This is a genomic window from Microbacterium sp. CPCC 204701 (assembly GCF_004010105.1).
GTDB lineage: Bacteria > Actinomycetota > Actinomycetes > Actinomycetales > Microbacteriaceae > Microbacterium.
Map to the genome: position 1 here is coordinate 1 of NZ_RRYE01000030.1, position 17,347 is coordinate 17,347.

Annotated in this window: 7 protein-coding genes; all 7 read left to right on the top strand. The window is 70.5% G+C overall.

What is annotated here, in order from left to right; translation table 11 throughout:
• On the top strand, positions 1-844 hold an 844-nt coding region (locus EIO58_RS04180), incomplete at its 5' end, for a hypothetical protein (protein WP_127818428.1).
• Between the two features lie 63 nt (positions 845-907).
• On the top strand, positions 908-2,239 hold the full coding sequence (locus tag EIO58_RS04185; protein WP_127818429.1) for an alpha-hydroxy-acid oxidizing protein: 1,332 nt from the start codon (positions 908-910) through the stop codon (positions 2,237-2,239).
• 194 nt (positions 2,240-2,433) lie between these two features.
• Positions 2,434-9,696 carry a metallophosphoesterase gene (locus tag EIO58_RS04190; RefSeq protein ID WP_127818430.1) on the top strand — a complete coding sequence of 2,421 codons (7,263 nt, stop codon included), beginning with the start codon at positions 2,434-2,436 and terminating at the stop codon, positions 9,694-9,696.
• A 127-nt stretch (positions 9,697-9,823) separates the two neighbouring features.
• Positions 9,824-11,143, top strand: a complete 1,320-nt coding sequence (locus EIO58_RS04195; protein WP_164861524.1) for a glycosyltransferase — start codon at positions 9,824-9,826, stop codon at positions 11,141-11,143.
• A gap of 112 nt (positions 11,144-11,255) precedes the next feature.
• On the top strand, positions 11,256-12,641 hold the full coding sequence (locus EIO58_RS04200) for a glycine--tRNA ligase (protein WP_127818432.1): 1,386 nt from the start codon (positions 11,256-11,258) through the stop codon (positions 12,639-12,641).
• Between the two features lie 445 nt (positions 12,642-13,086).
• Positions 13,087-14,778 (top strand): formate--tetrahydrofolate ligase, encoded by a 1,692-nt coding sequence (locus tag EIO58_RS04205; RefSeq protein ID WP_127818433.1) that lies wholly within the window; start codon positions 13,087-13,089, stop codon positions 14,776-14,778.
• A 140-nt stretch (positions 14,779-14,918) separates the two neighbouring features.
• Positions 14,919-17,030, top strand: a complete 2,112-nt coding sequence (locus tag EIO58_RS04210; protein ID WP_127818434.1) for an acyl-CoA dehydrogenase family protein — start codon at positions 14,919-14,921, stop codon at positions 17,028-17,030.
• The last annotated feature ends 317 nt before the right edge of the window (positions 17,031-17,347 follow it).

The window sequence follows — 17,347 nt, forward strand, 5'->3', positions numbered from 1 at the left end:
AGCCGCGCTGCTCGCGGCCGCGCTCGCGCTCACGGGCTGCGGCCCACCATCCGGTGCGCCGGCCGCCGAGCCGACGCTGCCGGCGGGCGTGACTGTCGAGCTCGTCCAGCTGCGCGCAGATGTCGCGCCGCGGCAGGCGCAGGTGCACCTGACGAACGGATCCGATGCCGAGATCACGATCGGCGAGGTGCGGGTCGAGGATCCGCGGTTCGAGGAGGCCGCGGTCCGCGTCGTCACCGGCCGAACGAGCACGGTGCCTGCCGGGCGGAGCGTCGACGTGCGCGTGCAGCTGGCCCGCGTCGACTGCGACGGGGCTGACGACGCCCGGACCGAGGTCGTTCTCGAGGTCATCTCGGTCGACGGCGGCACCGAGGTCACGGCATCCGCGTCCGATCCGCTGGGCTTCGTCGCGCCGCTCCACGCGCGCGAGTGCCTGCGGGAACGAGTGGCGGACGCCGCGACTCTCGCCTTCACGGACTTCACGGCGTCGGCTCCCGGTGAGCCCGCCGCGCTCGAGCTCACCATCACGCCGACGGGCGACGGCGCCGCGACGATCATCGGGGTGCAGCGCACCAACCTGCTCGACTTCGGCGCCACCGTGGCCGGCGTCCACTCGCTCGCGCTCTCGATAGGACCGGGCAGTGCTGAGCCGGTGGTCGTCGAGCTTCCGCTCGTGCCGTTCCGCTGCGACCCGCACGCGGTGCAGGAGGACAAGCGGGGAACGATCTTCGACGTGCGGATCGAGCTCGACGGCGAGCCGGGCGAGATCGAGCTGTTCGTGGGCGATGAGACGCGCGGCGAGATCCTCTCGTGGGTCGCCGCGTGGTGCGGCTTCGGCGGCTGAGCCCTCAGCAGAGCGGTTCGCCGGCGGCTCAGGGGAGCGAGCGCGCCGGTCTAGGCTGACGGCATGGCCCGACGAAGCGCCGTTCCCGAAGACTCCGCGGCCGCGTCGCGCGGCATCTCGCGCCGGACGCAGTCCGAGATCTACCGCGCCGGCATCAGCGGGACTCGCCCGCGGATCCCGGTCGACGCCGACGTGCTGGAGGCGACGGCGCGCAGGGCGCTGAGGGCCGAGGCGTTCGCCTACATCGCCGGCGGAGCGGGCGCCGAACGCACCGTCGCGGCGAATCGCGTCGCGTTCGGGCGCTGGCAGGTATGGCCACGACCCCTGCGCGACGTGTCGCAGCGCGACCTCTCGATCGACCTCCTCGGCGTGCGGAGACCGACGCCGCTGGTGCTCGCACCGCTCGGGGTCATGGAGCTGGCGCACGCCGACGGCGACCTCGCCGCGGCGCGGGCCGCGGCATCCGTCGGCGTCCCGTACACGCTCTCGAACCAGGCGTCCGTCCCGATGGAGCAGATCGCCGATGCCGCGCCCACCGCGCCGAGGCTGTTCCAGCTGTACTGGTCGGCGTCCGACGAGCTGAACGCGTCGCTGTTGCGCCGGGCGGAGGCATCCGGATGCGAAGCGATCGTCGTGACGCTCGACACCCACCTGCTCGGATGGCGCACACGCGATCTCGACCTCGCCTACCTGCCGTTCACGCGCGGGCTCGGCATCGCCCAGTACACGAGCGATCCTGTCTTCCAGCAGCTCGTACGCGAACGCGTGCGAGGAGAGGCGAATGGCCAGGCAGCCGCCGTGCGGGTGACGCCGAAGGCGATCAGGGCGGGCGTCTCGATCGCCCGCAAGGGATCGGTTCTCACGGGCACACGGAGCGTCCGCGACAACCTGCGCTCGCCGCTGCCGCGCGCCGCGGTGGAGACGTTCCTCGAGGTCTTCTCGACGCCCGCGCTCACGTGGGACGACCTGCGCAAGGCCCGCGAATGGACCACGCTTCCGATCCTTCTGAAGGGCATCGTCCACCCCGACGATGCGGAGCGAGCGCTGGACGCCGGGATGGACGGCGTCTGGATCTCGAACCACGGCGGCCGTCAGATCGACCAGTCGGTTCCGACCCTCGACGTGCTGCCCGCGATCGCCGACCGGGTCGCCGGCCGTGTGCCGATCGTGTTCGACTCGGGCGTGCGACAGGGCTCCGACGTCTTCATCGCTCTCGCGCTCGGCGCGACCGCGGTCGCCCTCGGTCGCCCATATGCCTACGGACTCGGCATCGCGGGTGAGGCCGGCGTACGCGAGGTCGTCCGCAACGTGCTCGCCGAGCTCGACATCACCCTCGGTCTCGCTGGGCACACCTCGATTCACGCGCTCGGTCGGGACGCGCTCCGCGAGAGGTGAGCGCGGCAGGCCTGCGAGCCGGCCCTATCACACCGCGCTGAACGGTCGCGTGACGTTCGTTCTCTGCCTCGACTCTGCGACGAAAAGGTTGATTCACCTCTGCCCGCTTGCCTGAACGTCGACACGCCCCTCCCGACATCTCGGCCCGTCCCCCCGGCGTGTGTTCGGACGGCGCCGCTCTTCTGAGGGTGACGATGACTCGCTCGCACGTGCGCTCCCGCTGGTTGACCCGCATTCTCTCCGCTGCCGTCGGCGGTGCTCTGATCGCGGCGGGAGGACTCGCGCCCACCGCCGCCGTCGCGGCGCTGCCCGGACTCGACGGCGACGGCACGACGCGGGCTCCGTACCAGATCGACTCGGCCGACGACCTCCGCGTCGCCGCCTCGGCGATCAACGCCGACCCGGGTTCGTACGCCGGCGCGGCTTACCGCCTGACCGCCGACATCGACTTCGGCGGCGAGACGTTCGAGGGCATCGACACGTTCCGTGGCGTCTTCGAGGGCGCCGGGCACGTCATCAGCGACATCGTCTACGGGCACAGCACCGCCGGCGCCTCGACCGCGGGGCGCCTCGGCTTCTTCCGGCATGTCACCGAGGCGACCGTCCGCAACCTGGTGCTCGACGGCGTCACCGCCGACAACGGCACGCGCTCCGACTGGGTCGCAGGCATCGCGGTCATCTCCACCCGCTCGACCCTCACCGGCAACTCCGTGCTCGGCGCGACCCTGACGGCGCGCAACGCCGAGAAGGTCGCCGGGATCGCGGCAGAGCTGGACGGCGGGACAGCGTCGAACAACCGCGTGGACGCGGTCCTCACGGCGAACAAGATGGCCGGCGGCATCGCGTCGTACTCGAAGAACGGCGTCACGGTGTCGAACAACCTCGTGCGTGCCGACCTCACCGTCGTCGTCAACGGTGGCGCGAACGGCACGCGGGGCGTCGACGCGGGACTCATCGTGAACTACCCCGGCAACCCGAGCGGGGGGTCGACGTTCGCGGGCAATGTCGCCTACGGCGGCTCGATCACGTACAGCGGAAAGGTCGACGGTTTCGTCGGCCGCATCGTGGGGTACACCGGCTACGACGGCTGGACGGCGACCGACAACCGCGCGAACGCCGCGATCACGATCGCCGGCGCCCCCGTTGCAGGGCCGGGTACGAAGAACCAGCACGGCTCCGACGCGACCGCGGCGGAGCTCGCCGACCGCGCGACGTACGAGGCACTGGGGTGGGACTTCACCAACGCGTGGCGTTTCGACGAGACGCTGCAGCACCCCGTGCCGAACTTCGTGTACTCGCTCTTCGGCAACGGCACGGCCGAATCGCCGTACGAGATCGCGACGGAGGATGACCTCGAGTTCCTCGCCGTGCAGCTCAACGCCGGCGACGCGCGCTACAGCGGCGCGAAGCACTACCTCCTCAGCGGAGACCTCGACTTCGCGGGACGCGCTCCCTGGCCGGGCATCGACGAGTTCGGCGGAGTGTTCGACGGGGCGGGCCACCGCATCGCGAACATCACCTACGGTCCGGCTGGTGAGGGCTCGACGCTGGGCTTCTTCCGCCGCGTGACCGACGCGACCGTGCGCAACCTGGTGCTCGACGGCGTGACCGCCGACAACGGTGCCGCCACCCAGTTCGTCGCCGGCCTCGCCGTCTACGCCACGCGATCGACCCTCACCGGCAACTCAGTGCTGCGCGCTGACTTGCGCGGCTCGAGCGCCGAGAAGGTGGGTGGTCTCGTCGCGGAGCTCGACGGGGGCTCGGTGTCGAACAACTGGGTGGATGTGGCCGCCACGGCGCGGCGGATGCCCGGCGGCGCCGTCGCCTACTCGAAGAACGGTGCCAACATCACGAACAACCTCGTTCAGGCGGAGCTCACCGTGGTGCAGGCGGGAGGCGCCGCGGGCACCCGCGGAACCGACGCGGGCCTGGTGGTCTCGTACCCGGGGAACCCCAGCAGCGGCAGCGCCTTCTCGGGAAATGTGGCGCTTTCGGGGTCGGTGGCGTACTCGGGCCTGGTCGACGGATTCGCGGGCCGCATCGTCGGCTACACCGGCTACGACGGCTGGACCGCCTCGAACAACCTCGCGAACGCATCGATCCCGGTGGGCGGGGCGACCGTGTCGGGCCCCGGCATGAAGAACCAGCACGGTGCCGACACGTCCGACGAGGCGCTCGGTCAGCGCGCGACGTATGAGGAGCTCGGCTGGGACTTCGCCTCGGCGTGGCGCTTCGACGACCAGCTCGGTCACCCGATCCCCCGCTACGTCATGCCGGGCGAAGTGCCGAACCGGGTCACTGTGACCTTCTACGGCGATGCCGCGACGCAGCGCGCCTTCACGTGGTACTCGACGGTCGACAGCGACACCGCGGTCGCGATGCTGAGCACGGATCGCGAGTTCCCCGAGGGCTCGTCGACGTTCGAGGTGGCCGCCTCGAACGAGACGAGCGAGCACGGCGAGCTGCTCTATCGCGCGGTCGCCGAGGGTCTCGAGCCCGGCACGCGCTACTACTACCGGCTCGGCGACGCCGTGCATGGGGTCTGGAGCACCGTCGGCACCTTCCAGACCGCCGACGGCGAAGACGACTTCACGTTCATCGGGCTCACCGACACGCAGTCCCAGAACCTGGCCGAGGCGCAGCTCTCGGCGGCGACGATGGCCAAGTCCCTCGCGGCCGTGCCCGAGGCGGAGTTCATCACGCACAGCGGCGACCACGTCGAGCGGGGCGCGCGCGAGCAGGACTGGATCGACCTCCTCGACTCGGCACGAGCCACTTTCATGAGCACGACGCTCGCGCCGGCGGCGGGCAACCACGACGAGGCGCACCGCTCGTTCATCGACCACTTCACGGTCGAGACCCCGAACGGGCAGAGCCCGGACCGCGGCGCGTACTACTCGTTCGACTACAACGACGCCCACTTCATGGTGCTCAACACCAACGAGGACGGCTCGACGAACCAGCAGGGCGCCCAGGCGGTCTCGGACGCACAGGTGGAATGGCTGCGACAGGACGCTGCGGCCGCCCGCGCGGCGGGCGCCAAGTGGCTCATCCTGTCGGTCCACAAGGGTCCGTACACGTCCGCGAACCACCTGGACGACTACGACGTCGTCGCGATGCGCGACGTGCTCATGCCTGTCATCGACGAAGCCGACATCGATCTCGTGCTGCAGGGCCACGACCACGTCATGAGCCGCACGAAGGTGCTCGCGTCGGACCCGGCCGGCGTCGAGAACGCGCGCGTCGTCGAGACGACGAAGTACACCGAGGTGATCAACGGCAAGCGCATCGAGTACAACGTCGACCCCGACGGCACGATCTTCCTGCTGCCGAACACGGCAGGAGCCAAGCACTACGCGCAGAAGACGAGCGCGCGAGGCTTCGACCTGGAGCAGTACCTCCAGCTGTTCGATCGCGTCGGCGAACAGGCGACCGAGAACTTCGCCGCCATCCGGGTGACCGATGACGAGCTCACGGTCGACATGTACGACATCCGCAACCAGAGCAGCCCTCGCGTGTTCGAGAGCTTCGGCATCGATCGCTCGCTGTCGCCGGTCGAGGACGTGATCGAAGGCCTGCCCGAGGTCGGTGCGCTGGCTCCGGGCGACGCCGATGCGCTGCGCGATGCGCGCGTCGCGGTCGAGGAGCTGCGCCCGGCGCAGCGCGCAGCCCTGGCGAACCTTGCCAAGCTCGAGGAGCTCGAGCAGCGGATGCGAGAGCTGAACGGACTGGTCGCGACCGACGGCAGCGTGGTGGCATGGGCCAAGGCGGATGCCGAGTCCCGGCAGGCGATCACGGTGCGCAACGACACGCGTTCGGACCTCACCGACGTGCCCGTCCAGCTCCGGATCGCCGACACCCCGAACGTGGAGGCGGGTTCCCTGGCCCTGTTCAGCGCCTCGGCAGCACCGGTGGCGTACGAGGTCGAGACGTGGAACCCGGGCGGCATCTCGACGGTGTGGGCCACGGCATCCCGCCTGCCGGCACAGTCGGCCACGACACTGTGGGCGTACTACGGCGGCGCCGAGACGCGCAACGACCCCACCGAGGTGTGGAACGACTACGCGCTCGTCGAGCACTTCGCCGGCGACCTGACGGCCGGTGAGGAGCAGACGGACTCCTCGGGCACCGCCACCGGACTGCTCGTCGGCGCCGACCTCACGTCGACCGTGTCGGACCGCGGCACGGGTCAGGCGCGCTTCGAAGGGTCGCGGCTGCAATACGGCGGCGACGTCGGCGGCGATCACGACCGCATCAGCATCAGCGGCGTCTACTCGCTCACCGCGGATGACATCTCCGCCCTCAGCGGGAACGCGCCGGTGATCGCGAAGGAGAGCGCCACCGGCGACGGCCGGGCGACGCTGTGGCAGGGCGTGATCAAGGGGGAGTCGAGGCTCGGCACGCGCCTTGCCGGCAACAGCTTCCAGTTCGGCGACGTCGACCTCGGTCCGCGATTCGACCTGCCCGCCGACGGTGAGCCGCATCTGGTCACCCAGACCTACGACGGCATGACGTACTCGGTGTTCATCGACGGCCGCGAGGTGCACAGTCAGATGGTCGAATACCGCACCACCTTCGGCGACCACGCCGTGCTGACGACGATCGGCGACTACTACACGAACACCGGAGAGCTCTCGTCGCCGTTCCGCGGGGTGATCGACGAGGTACAGATCGCGGGGGTGGCGTTCACGCCCGAGCTCGAGGCCTTCCGGTACGCCAACTACCTCGGCGACGTCGTGTCGTACGGCGAGCTCGCCCAGCGCACGGCCGAGCCGGTCACTCTGATCGTCGGCACGCCGGTCGACGGTACGGAGGTCGAGGCAGGTCTCGTGGAGTTCACGGGAAGCGTGAGCGAGCGGGCCACCCTCACCGCGACGGTGGGCGGCGAGGAGGTCTTCGCCGAGGAGACGGATGCCGGGGTCTTCCGGGTGCGCGTCCCGGTCGACGCCACGGGGGAGCAGGACGTCCAGCTGCGGGCGCGCAGCGTCTCGGACGCCGGCAAGGAATCTGATCCGGCGACGGTGCGGCTCAGCGTGAGCGACACGATCGCCCCCGCGCAGCCGTCCGTGTCGGACACCGCAGAAGACGCGGCGCCCGGTTCGACCGAGGTGACGCTCACGACGACTCCGCAGACAGAGAGTCGCGAAGAGGTCGAGGTGCGCTTCTACGCCGATGACCTCGACGCGCTCGACGCGTCGAACACGCTCGTCCGCAGCGGCACGACCACCGACCGGGTGCCCGATGCGCTGACGCCGACGAGCGGCACGGCGACCGGCGATCTGCTCACCACGACCGTGGGGAGCGACGCGAATCCGTTCCAGATCTACGAGATCTCGCTGACGGATGCCGAGGCCGCACAGGACGAGTTCCACCTCGTCTGGAAGGGCACGGCCGACGACCGGCGCGTCTCGGCATATGTGTACGACCACGTCGCCGGCGCCTGGGTGCTCAAGGCCAGCGGCTCGGACGCCGACGGCGGCACGGTCGCGCTCGACGTCGTCGCCCGCGCGGACGAGAACGCGGTCGCTGAGAACACGCTGCACCTGCTGGTGTGGCGCGGGCTCACCGCGCAGCCCTTCGGGCCGCAGCACGACTACGACAGCGAGCCTGAGGTGGCGGACTACGACTGGAGCTTCGACCACGTGCCGGACTCGCAGCTGTACACCCAGGCGACGCCGCAGATGTTCGTCGACCAGATGCAGTACGTCGCCGACCGCGTCGGGGAGCGCAAGACCTCGATCGTCGTGCACGCCGGCGACCTGGTGAACCGCGAGTACCTCTCGCAGGAGTATCAGTGGCACAACGCCGAGCAGGCGATGTCGAAGCTCGACGACATCGGCGTGCCCTACCTGGTGTCGTGGGGCAATCATGACTACTCCGACCACCGCAACGGCCGCGTCATGCTGCCCAAGTGGTACCCGATGTCGCGGTTCCAGGAGAGCCTCGACGGCAGCCCGTGGCAGTTCGGCGGCAGCCACAGCATCGACAACTTCTACTACACCGCCGAGATCGAGGGTGCGAAGCTGCTGATGCTGACGGTCGGATACTTCTCGGCCGACAACGCCGGAGACCCCGGCCTGGCCTGGGCGCGCGACGTGATCGCACAGCATCCCGATCACGCCGTGATCCTCGCGACGCACCAGTCGGTCGGCGCCGGCACCAACAACTGGGCGAACGGGAATGTCACCAGCCAGCTGATCGACCCGTTCCCGAACGTCAAGCTGGTGCTCGGAGGCCACATCACCGGCACCGGCGTGGCCACTCGCACCGCGGCGGGCGGCGCGCAGGTCTACGGCATCCTCACCGACTATCAGGGCCGGGTGTACGGCGGTCAGCAGTACCTCAAGTCACTGAGCGTCGACGCCGAGAACGGTCTGCTGTACGTCAACACCTACTCGCCGCACCTGCAGAAGACGACGTCGGACGGCGTGTGGCACCAGCCGGTGTCCGAGGCCGCTGTTCCCGGCTTCCACGGCGCGGACACCGAGAACTACGTGCTCGAGCTCGACTTCGGCGGCAGCACCACGCGCACGCTCGCGACCGAGTCGCTGACCCTCGCCGCGGGTGCTCCCGCAGAGATCGGCGACGTGCAGACGGTCGTCGGCGACGAGCCGGCGTCGGTCCGCTTGCGAGGAGCTCAGGCGGGCGCGCCGTACGAGTGGTACGCCGAAGTGCGCGACGCGGCGGGGCACCTCACCCGCAGCTCGGTGAGCACGTTCGCGGTGACGGACGCGCAGGCGCCGAGCGCGCCGCGAGACGTCGTCGCGACCGTGGGCGGCGACACCGTGACCGTGAGATGGTCGGCGCCGGACTCGGACGGCGGATCCCCGGTGCAGCAGTACGAGCTGCGTCTGAGCGACGGCACCACCGTGACCGTCGACGGCGGCATCCGCACCGCCACGGTGCGCGACCTGGCGCCTGGCGAGTATCACGCGACGGTCGTCGCCCGCAATGCCGCCGGAGCATCGCCTGCGTCCGACCCGTCGAACACGGTCGTCGTCGCCGAAGGCGGCGGAGAGGACCCGGGCGAGCCGGCGGCACTGGCGGTCACCGGATCGCTCGTGCCCGGCGGCGAGATCGTCGTCCGCGGCTCCGGATTCACGCCCGAGCACGAGTACGCGATCGAGCTGCGCTCCACCCCGCTCTCGCTCGGCACGGCGCGCAGCGACGCGTCGGGAGCCTTCGAGCTGCGAGCCACCATCCCCGCCGCGACAGAGCCGGGAGCCCACACCATCGCTGCGATGCTCGACGGCGCCGATGTGGCCACGCTGCAGGTGCAGATCGCCGCCGCGCCGTCCGGCGGAGACAGCTCGGGCAGCGGAGGCAACGGGCTGAGCGGCGAGATCGCCACCACCGGCGGCGACCTGAGCGGCCTCGTCGGTTGGGGCATCGCAGGGGTGCTCCTGCTGCTCGGCGGTACCGCGTTCGTGCTGATCCGGCGCCGGCGCACCGCCTGATCCGCGCACGCTCCGCCCCCGGCCACGCCTGCCTGGCCGGGGGCGGAGCGGTCCGCCGCGTGAGGATGACACGGGCCTCTGACTCGACTGCCGTTCTCGCGCTCCGCGCGGTAGCGTGTGCGGTGGAGTGCCGGGAAGTCTGGTCGGCGATGTCATCGTCGACCAGGAGGAAGACATTAAGGTCCTCATCTTCACATTCGGCACCCGTGGCGATATCGAGCCGTTCGCCGCGCTGGCCGAACGCGTCGCCCGCGAGGGTCACACCGCGGTGCTCGCGGCACCGGAGGCGTATCGCAGCGCCGTGTCGGAACCGGCCGGGTTCCTGCCGATGGCGACCGAGATGGACGATGTCATGCGCGACGGCATGGCGAGCATGAGCGGTCCCTCCCAGGCGTTCACGCTCGCGCGACGCATGTCGGCGGCGATGAAGAAGTCGCTCGACGAGCAATGGGATGCCGCACAGCAGGTGGAGCCCACCGTCATCGTCTCGCACCCGAAGGCGCTCGGTGGTCTGCACGTGGCCGAGCGTCTCGGCATCCCGATGGTGGCCTCGCTGCCGCTGCCCTTGCTCACGCCGACCGCGGCCTTCCCCGCCCCATTCACCGCGGGCTCGTTCCCCCGTTCGGTGAACCGCGCCAGCTACCACCTGGTTCGCTTCTCGGCGCTCGCGTACGGCGGAATGATCAACAGGCTCCGCCGGGAGAAGCTGGGCCTGGCGCGGATGAGCCGCTTCAGCGATTACCTGCATGCACCCGACGGCTCCCGGGTGCCGGTGCTCTACCCGTTCAGCCGACACGTCGTGCCGGTCCCCGCCGACTACCCTGCATCCGCGCACGTCACCGGGTACTGGTTCCGCGACGATCCCGCGGCGGCACATGCTCCGTCGCCGCAGCTGCAGGCGTTCCTCGCCGCCGGCGGACCGCCGATCTACGTCGGCTTCGGCAGCATGGGGTTCGGACGCGGCGCCGGGTCCCGCGGCCGCATGGTCATGGAGGCGGTGCACGAGGCAGGCGTCCGTGCGGTGGTCTCGACCGGGTGGGGCGCCCTGCACGCCGAGTCGACCGCCGATGTGATGGTCGTCGACGAGGTCCCGCACGGCTGGCTGTTCCCGCGCGTCGCGGCCGTCGTCCACCACGGCGGCTCGGGCACCACGGCCGCCGGGCTTCGTGCCGGAAGGCCGACGCTCGTGTGCCCGGTGCTGGGGGACCAGCCGTTCTGGGGGCGACGCGTCCACGAGCTCGGCGCCGGCCCCGAGCCTCTCCCGCTCCGCCGTGCGAGCGTCGGCACGCTCGCCGCGCGCATCCGCCTGCTCGTGGGCGACTCCGGCTACGCCGAGAGCGCGAGCCGCATCGGCGAGGCGATCGAGCAGGAGGACGGCACCGCGCGGGCGCTCGAGGTGCTCCTCGAGATCGAGGCCGCGCACCTGAGCCGTCGCAGCACGGTGTGAGCGATTCCGGCCGCCCGGGCGAGCCGCCGGACGCCGATAGAATCGACGGATGTCGCGATCCGCGGCATCTTGCACCCTCGTGCGCCCTTCTCTCCCGACCATTGGAGCCACCGTGGCCGAACAGTCCCGCCTCGACAAAGTCATCGCCCTCGCCCGTCACCGCGGGTTCGTGTTCCAGGCAGGTGAGATCTACGGCGGATCCCGGTCGGCATGGGATTACGGTCCGCTCGGCACCGAGCTCAAGGAGAACATCCGGCGCCAGTGGTGGCAGACGTTCGTGCGCGGCCGGGGCGACATGGTCGGCCTCGACTCGTCGGTCATCCTGCCCAAGCGCGTGTGGGAGGCATCCGGTCACGTCGCGACCTTCACCGACCCGCTCGTGGAGTGTCTGCAGTGCCACAAGCGGTTCCGCGCCGACAACCTCGTCGAGGACTTCGAGGCGCGCAAGGGGCGCAAGGCCGAGAACGGCCTCGCCGACGTGCCGTGCCCCAACTGCGGCACGAAGGGCCAGTACACCGAGCCGAAGGCGTTCTCGGGTCTCGTGAAGACCTACCTCGGCGTCGTCGACGACGAGTCGGGCCTGCATTACCTGCGCCCCGAGACCGCGCAGGGCATCTTCGTGAACTTCTCGAACGTGCTGACCGCCAGCCGCAAGAAGCCGCCGTTCGGCATCGGCCAGGTCGGCAAGGCGTTCCGCAACGAGATCACGCCCGGCAACTTCATCTTCCGCACGCGTGAGTTCGAGCAGATGGAGATCGAGTACTTCACGCCGCCGGCTGAGGCTCGGCAGTGGTTCGAGCACTGGGTCGAGGAATGCTGGAACTGGTTCACGGATCTCGGCATCGACCCGGTGAACATGCGCCGCTTCGACGTCCCCGAAGACGAGCGCGCGCACTACTCCGCCGGCACCATCGACGTCGAGTACCGCTTCGGGTTCCCCGGCAAGGAGTGGGGCGAGCTCATGGGCGTCGCCAACCGCACCGACTACGACCTCGGCAGCCACACGGAGGCGTCGGGCCAGTCGCTGTCGTACTTCGACCAGGCGTCGGGCGAGAAGTACATCCCCTATGTGATCGAGCCGTCATTCGGCCTCACCCGCAGCATGATGGCGTTCCTCGTCGACGCGTACCACGAAGAGGAGGCGCCGAACGCCAAGGGCGGCACCGACACCCGCACGGTGCTCAAGCTCGATCCGCGCCTCGCGCCGGTGAAGGCGGCGATCCTGCCGCTCTCGCGCAACGAGCAGCTGTCGCCCATCGCCCGCGAGGTGGCTGAGGACCTCCGCGGCGAGTGGAACATCGACTTCGACGACGCCGGGGCGATCGGGCGCCGGTACCGCCGCCAGGACGAGATCGGCACGCCATTCTGCGTCACCGTCGACTTCGACTCGCTCGACGACCGTGCCGTCACGGTGCGCGACCGCGACACGATGGGTCAGGAGCGCGTGCCGCTCGAGGGCTTGAAGGCGTATCTCGCCGAGCGCCTGCGCGGAGCCTGACGCCCGTCGGCCTGCCGCTCCGTCGTCTCGGGAATCGAGCCGCGCGGGCCCTCAGCCGCCGCGGCGCTCGCGACAGGGCCGGAGGGTCGACGTGGTCTGACGCCGGCCCTCCGGCTGCCGGGCATACTCCCGGCGAACCGGACGCGACGACCGGGGGGATTGCCGCGCGCGCCCGACCTCGCCCTCTGCGCGGCGATGCCGTCGAAGGGCGAGTGCGAGGCCCGCCGCCGTTCGGGTCGGCGACGTGCTTCACCGATAAAGACGCACGACGCGGCGCTTCATGACGCGACCGGCGGAATCTCTGTCGCGAAGGCGGGAGATCGCGCTGTCGCGACCTGCTCGCGCGGCCCGAGAATGCTGGCGCGCGTGCAGGTTCCGGCCGCGCGGATCCGTCGATCCCTAGGCTTGCCCGTGCGGACGACGGAGCCTGCGGCGGGGAGTGAGCGTGACAGCGAGCAACATCGACATCGCACAGCGGGCCGAGCTGTGGCCGATCGTCCGGATCGCCGAGCGGCTCGGCATCCCCGAGGATGCCCTCGAGCCCTACGGGCGCGACAAGGCCAAGGTCTCGCTGCAGCATGTGCGCACGCTCCGCGACCGCCCGCGCGGACGCCTCGTGCTCGTGACGGCGGTCTCGCCGACGCCTGCGGGCGAGGGCAAGACCACCACCACCGTGGGGCTCGGCGACGCGCTCACCCGCATCGGCGAGAGCGCGATGATATGCCTGCGCGAGCCCGCGCTCGGGCCGGTGTTCGGTATGAAGGGCGGCGCCGCCGGCGGCGGCTACGCACAGGTCGTGCCGATGGAGGACATCAACCTTCACTTCACCGGCGACTTCCCGGCGATCGCCGTGGCGACCAACCTCCTCGCAGCGCTCATCGACAACCACATCCATCACGGCAACGACCTGGGCATCGACGTGCGGCGCGTGACGTGGCGGCGCGTGCTGGACGTCAACGACCGTGCGCTCCGCGACACGGCGATCGGGCTCGGCGGGCCGTCGAACGGGTATCCGCGTGAGAGCGGGTTCGACATCGTGGTGGCGTCCGAGGTCATGGCGATCTTCTGCCTCGCGACCGATCTCGCCGACCTCAAGGAGCGCCTCGGCGACATCGTGGTGGCCTACACGCGCGATCGCGCCCCGGTGCGGGCGCGCGACCTGCAGGCCCACGGCGCGATGGCGGCGCTGCTGCGCGATGCGCTCGCACCCAACCTCGTGCAGAGCCTCGAGCACACGCCGGCGTTCGTGCACGGCGGCCCGTTCGCGAACATCGCGCACGGCTGCAACTCGTTCATCGCGACGGATGCCGCGCTCCGGCTCGCCGACTACGTCGTGACCGAGGCGGGCTTCGGCGCCGACCTCGGAGCCGAGAAGTTCGTCGACATCCTGTGCCGGTCCACCGGCCTGCGCCCGGACGCCGCCGTCATGGTCGCCACGGTGCGGGCGCTGAAGTACCACGGCGGAATGGAGGTGGCAGACCTCGTCCGCGAGGACGTGGGCGCGATCGAGCGCGGCGCCGTCAACCTGCTGCGTCATCTCGAGACGGTGCGCGAGACGTTCGGGATTCCTGCGGTCGTCGCGATCAACCATCGCGCCGAAGACACGGATGCCGAGACCGCGGCGCTCGTCGCGATCGTCGAAGCCGCAGGCGCCACGGCGGTCGTCGCGCGGCATTTCGCCGAGGGCGGCGCGGGCGCCGAGGACCTCGCGCGCGAGGTCGTGCGCCTGTGCGCCCTTCGACAGGCGCAGGGACCGGAGGGGGCGCTGCGCTTCACCTATCCCGACGACGCCACCCTGTGGCAGAAGATGACGGCGATCGCGACGCGCATCTACGGCGCCTCCGAGGTCACGGCCTCGACAGCGGTGCGCGCGCAGATCCGGCGCCTGCAGGACGAGGGCTACGGCGCGTACCCGGTGTGCGTCGCCAAGACGCAGTACTCGTTCTCGACCGATGCGAAGCTGCGCGGTGCGCCGACGGGCCACGTCGTCGAGATCCGCGAAGTGCGCCTCGCCGCAGGGGCGAGGTTCGTCGTGATGATCTGCGGCGACATCATGACGATGCCGGGGCTCCCGGCGACGCCGGCCGCGACCACGATCGACGTCGACGCCGACGGGCGGATCTCGGGCCTGTTCTGACGTCGCTGTGCATCGCGTACAACTCGGGTCGCACCCGTCCTCGACCGGGCTTGTGGAAATGCGCCAGTCGCTTTGCTCCCTCGTTGTGGGAGTCCTACGGTCGGGAGGGAACTTCCCTGTCCATCCGAGAGGTGATGCACATGGCCGACGCCGTCCGCACGAAGAAGCCCGCCGTACACAAGCGCACGCCCGCCGGGGGCGCGCCGACCGTTCCGCACACCGCGGAGGAGGCATCCGAGCCGCGCATCGATGTCGCCGCGGTCACGGACCTGCTGCTCGGGACGTGGGGCGAGACGCGCCGCGCCGCGCGAGAGATGATCAAGGACCCCGCGTTCTGGCGCATCGGGGGTCAGCCCATGCCGGAGCACCGAGAGCGCGTGCTGAGCCAGCTTCACCTGCTCGTCGAGCACGGCGGCTCGCGCCGTGCGTTCCCCGAGGAGTATGGGGGCCACGGCGACAACGGCGCGAACATCGCCGGGTTCGAAGAGCTCGTGCTCGCCGACCCGAGCCTGCAGATCAAGTCGGGCGTGCAGTGGGGCCTGTTCGGCTCCGCGATCCACCAGCTCGGCACGAAGAAGCACCACGACGCGTGGCTGCCGAGCGTCATCGACCTCCGCCTGCCGGGCGCGTTCGCGATGACCGAGACCGGGCACGGATCCGATGTCGCGGCCATCGGCACGACGGCCACCTACGACGCCGACACCGAGCAGTTCGTGATCCACACGCCGTTCCGCGGCGCGTTCAAGGACTATCTCGGCAACGCGGCGCTGCACGGCAAGGCGGCGACCGTGTTCGCGCAGCTGATCACCGGCGGCGTGAACTACGGCGTGCACTGCTTCTTCGTGCCCATCCGCGACGACGAGGGCCGCATGCTGCCGGGGATCACGAGCGAGGACGACGGCGTCAAGGGCGGCCTCAACGGCATCGACAACGGCCGCCTCGCGTTCGACCACGTGCGCGTGCCCCGGTTCAACCTGCTCGACCGCTACGGCCAGGTCGCCGCCGACGGGGCCTACACCAGCGACATCGCCAGCCCCGGCCGCCGCTTCTTCACGATGCTCGGCGCGCTGGTGCAGGGTCGCGTGTCGCTCGACGGCGCGTCGACGACCGGCACCGCGCTCGCGCTCCACATCGCGCTCACCTACGCCGACCAGCGCCGCCAGTTCGACTCGGGCGCCGGCACCGACGAGGTCGTGCTGCTCGACTACGGCAAGCACCAGCGGCGCCTCTTGCCCCTTCTCGCGCAGAACTACGCCCAGTTCTTCAGCCACGACGAGCTGCTGAAGAAGTTCGACGGCGTGTTCTCGGGCCGCGCCGACACCCCCGACGAGCGCGAAGACCTCGAGACGCTCGCCGCGGCGCTCAAGCCCCTCAGCACGTGGAACGCCCTCGCGACCATCCAGGAGGCGCGCGAGGCGTGCGGCGGATCCGGCTTCCTCGCCGAGAACCGCATGGTCGGCCTGCACCAGGACCTCGACGTCTACGTCACCTTCGAGGGCGACAACAACGTGCTGCTCCAGCTGGTCGGCAAGCGACTGCTGTCGGACTACGCCAAGCAGTTCAAGGGCGCGGATGCCGCGACCCTCGCCCGATTCGCGGTCGGGCAGACGGCGGGCAAGGTGTTCCACGGTGCGGGTCTGCGCCAGCTCGGGCAGGCTGTCGCCGACCTCGGCTCGACCGCCCGCTCGGTGGAGCTGGGGCTGCGCGAGGAGCAGCAGCACGAGCTGCTCGCCGGTCGCGTGCAGCAGATGGTGGCGGATGTCGCCGCGGCCCTGCGCCCGGCGTCGAAGCTGGCTCCGGCCGACGCGGCGGCGCTGTTCAACACGCATCAGGCGGAGCTCATCGAGGCTGCCCGCGCCCACGGCGAGCTGCTGCAGTGGGAGGCGTTCACCGACGGCGTGAACCACATCGCCGACGAGGGCACTCGCCGCGTGCTGACGTGGCTGCGCGATCTGTTCGGCCTCCATCTGGTCGAGAAGCACCTCGCGTGGTACCTCATCAACGGGCGGCTCTCGACACAGCGCGCGGCATCCGTCTCCCGCTATATCGACCGGCTGTGCGCACGGCTCCGCCCGCATGCACAGGACCTCGTCGAGGCGTACGGATTCGAGCCCGAGCACGTGCGCGCACCCATCGCCTCCGGCGCCGAGCGCGAGCGTCAGGACGAGGCTCGCGAGTACTATCGCCGGCTCGCGGCATCGGGTGAGGCACCCGTGTCGGAGAAGTCCCTCACGAAGAAGCAGAGCCGCTGATCACGAAAGGGCGACGAATTTCGGTGGGCGGTCAGGAATGGCTTCGCGGCGGACACATCCACCGTGAGGACTCCTCCGACAGCCGCGCCATCGGGCTTCGCGCGCGGCGGGAGGGGCCTTCACAGGGGATCGCGTTCTGGGGACGCGGTCCCCTTGCCTCTGCCGGCGGGCCCAGCTCGCCGGCGGGGTCAGCCGGCCGACCAGCCGCACATGCCGCATTCGCCGGTCGCCGAGACCTCGACGAAGCAGTTCGGGCACATGGCGCGCTCACGCTCGGGAATCACGGGCTTCGCCGGCCGCTGCTCGCGCGCCGGGCG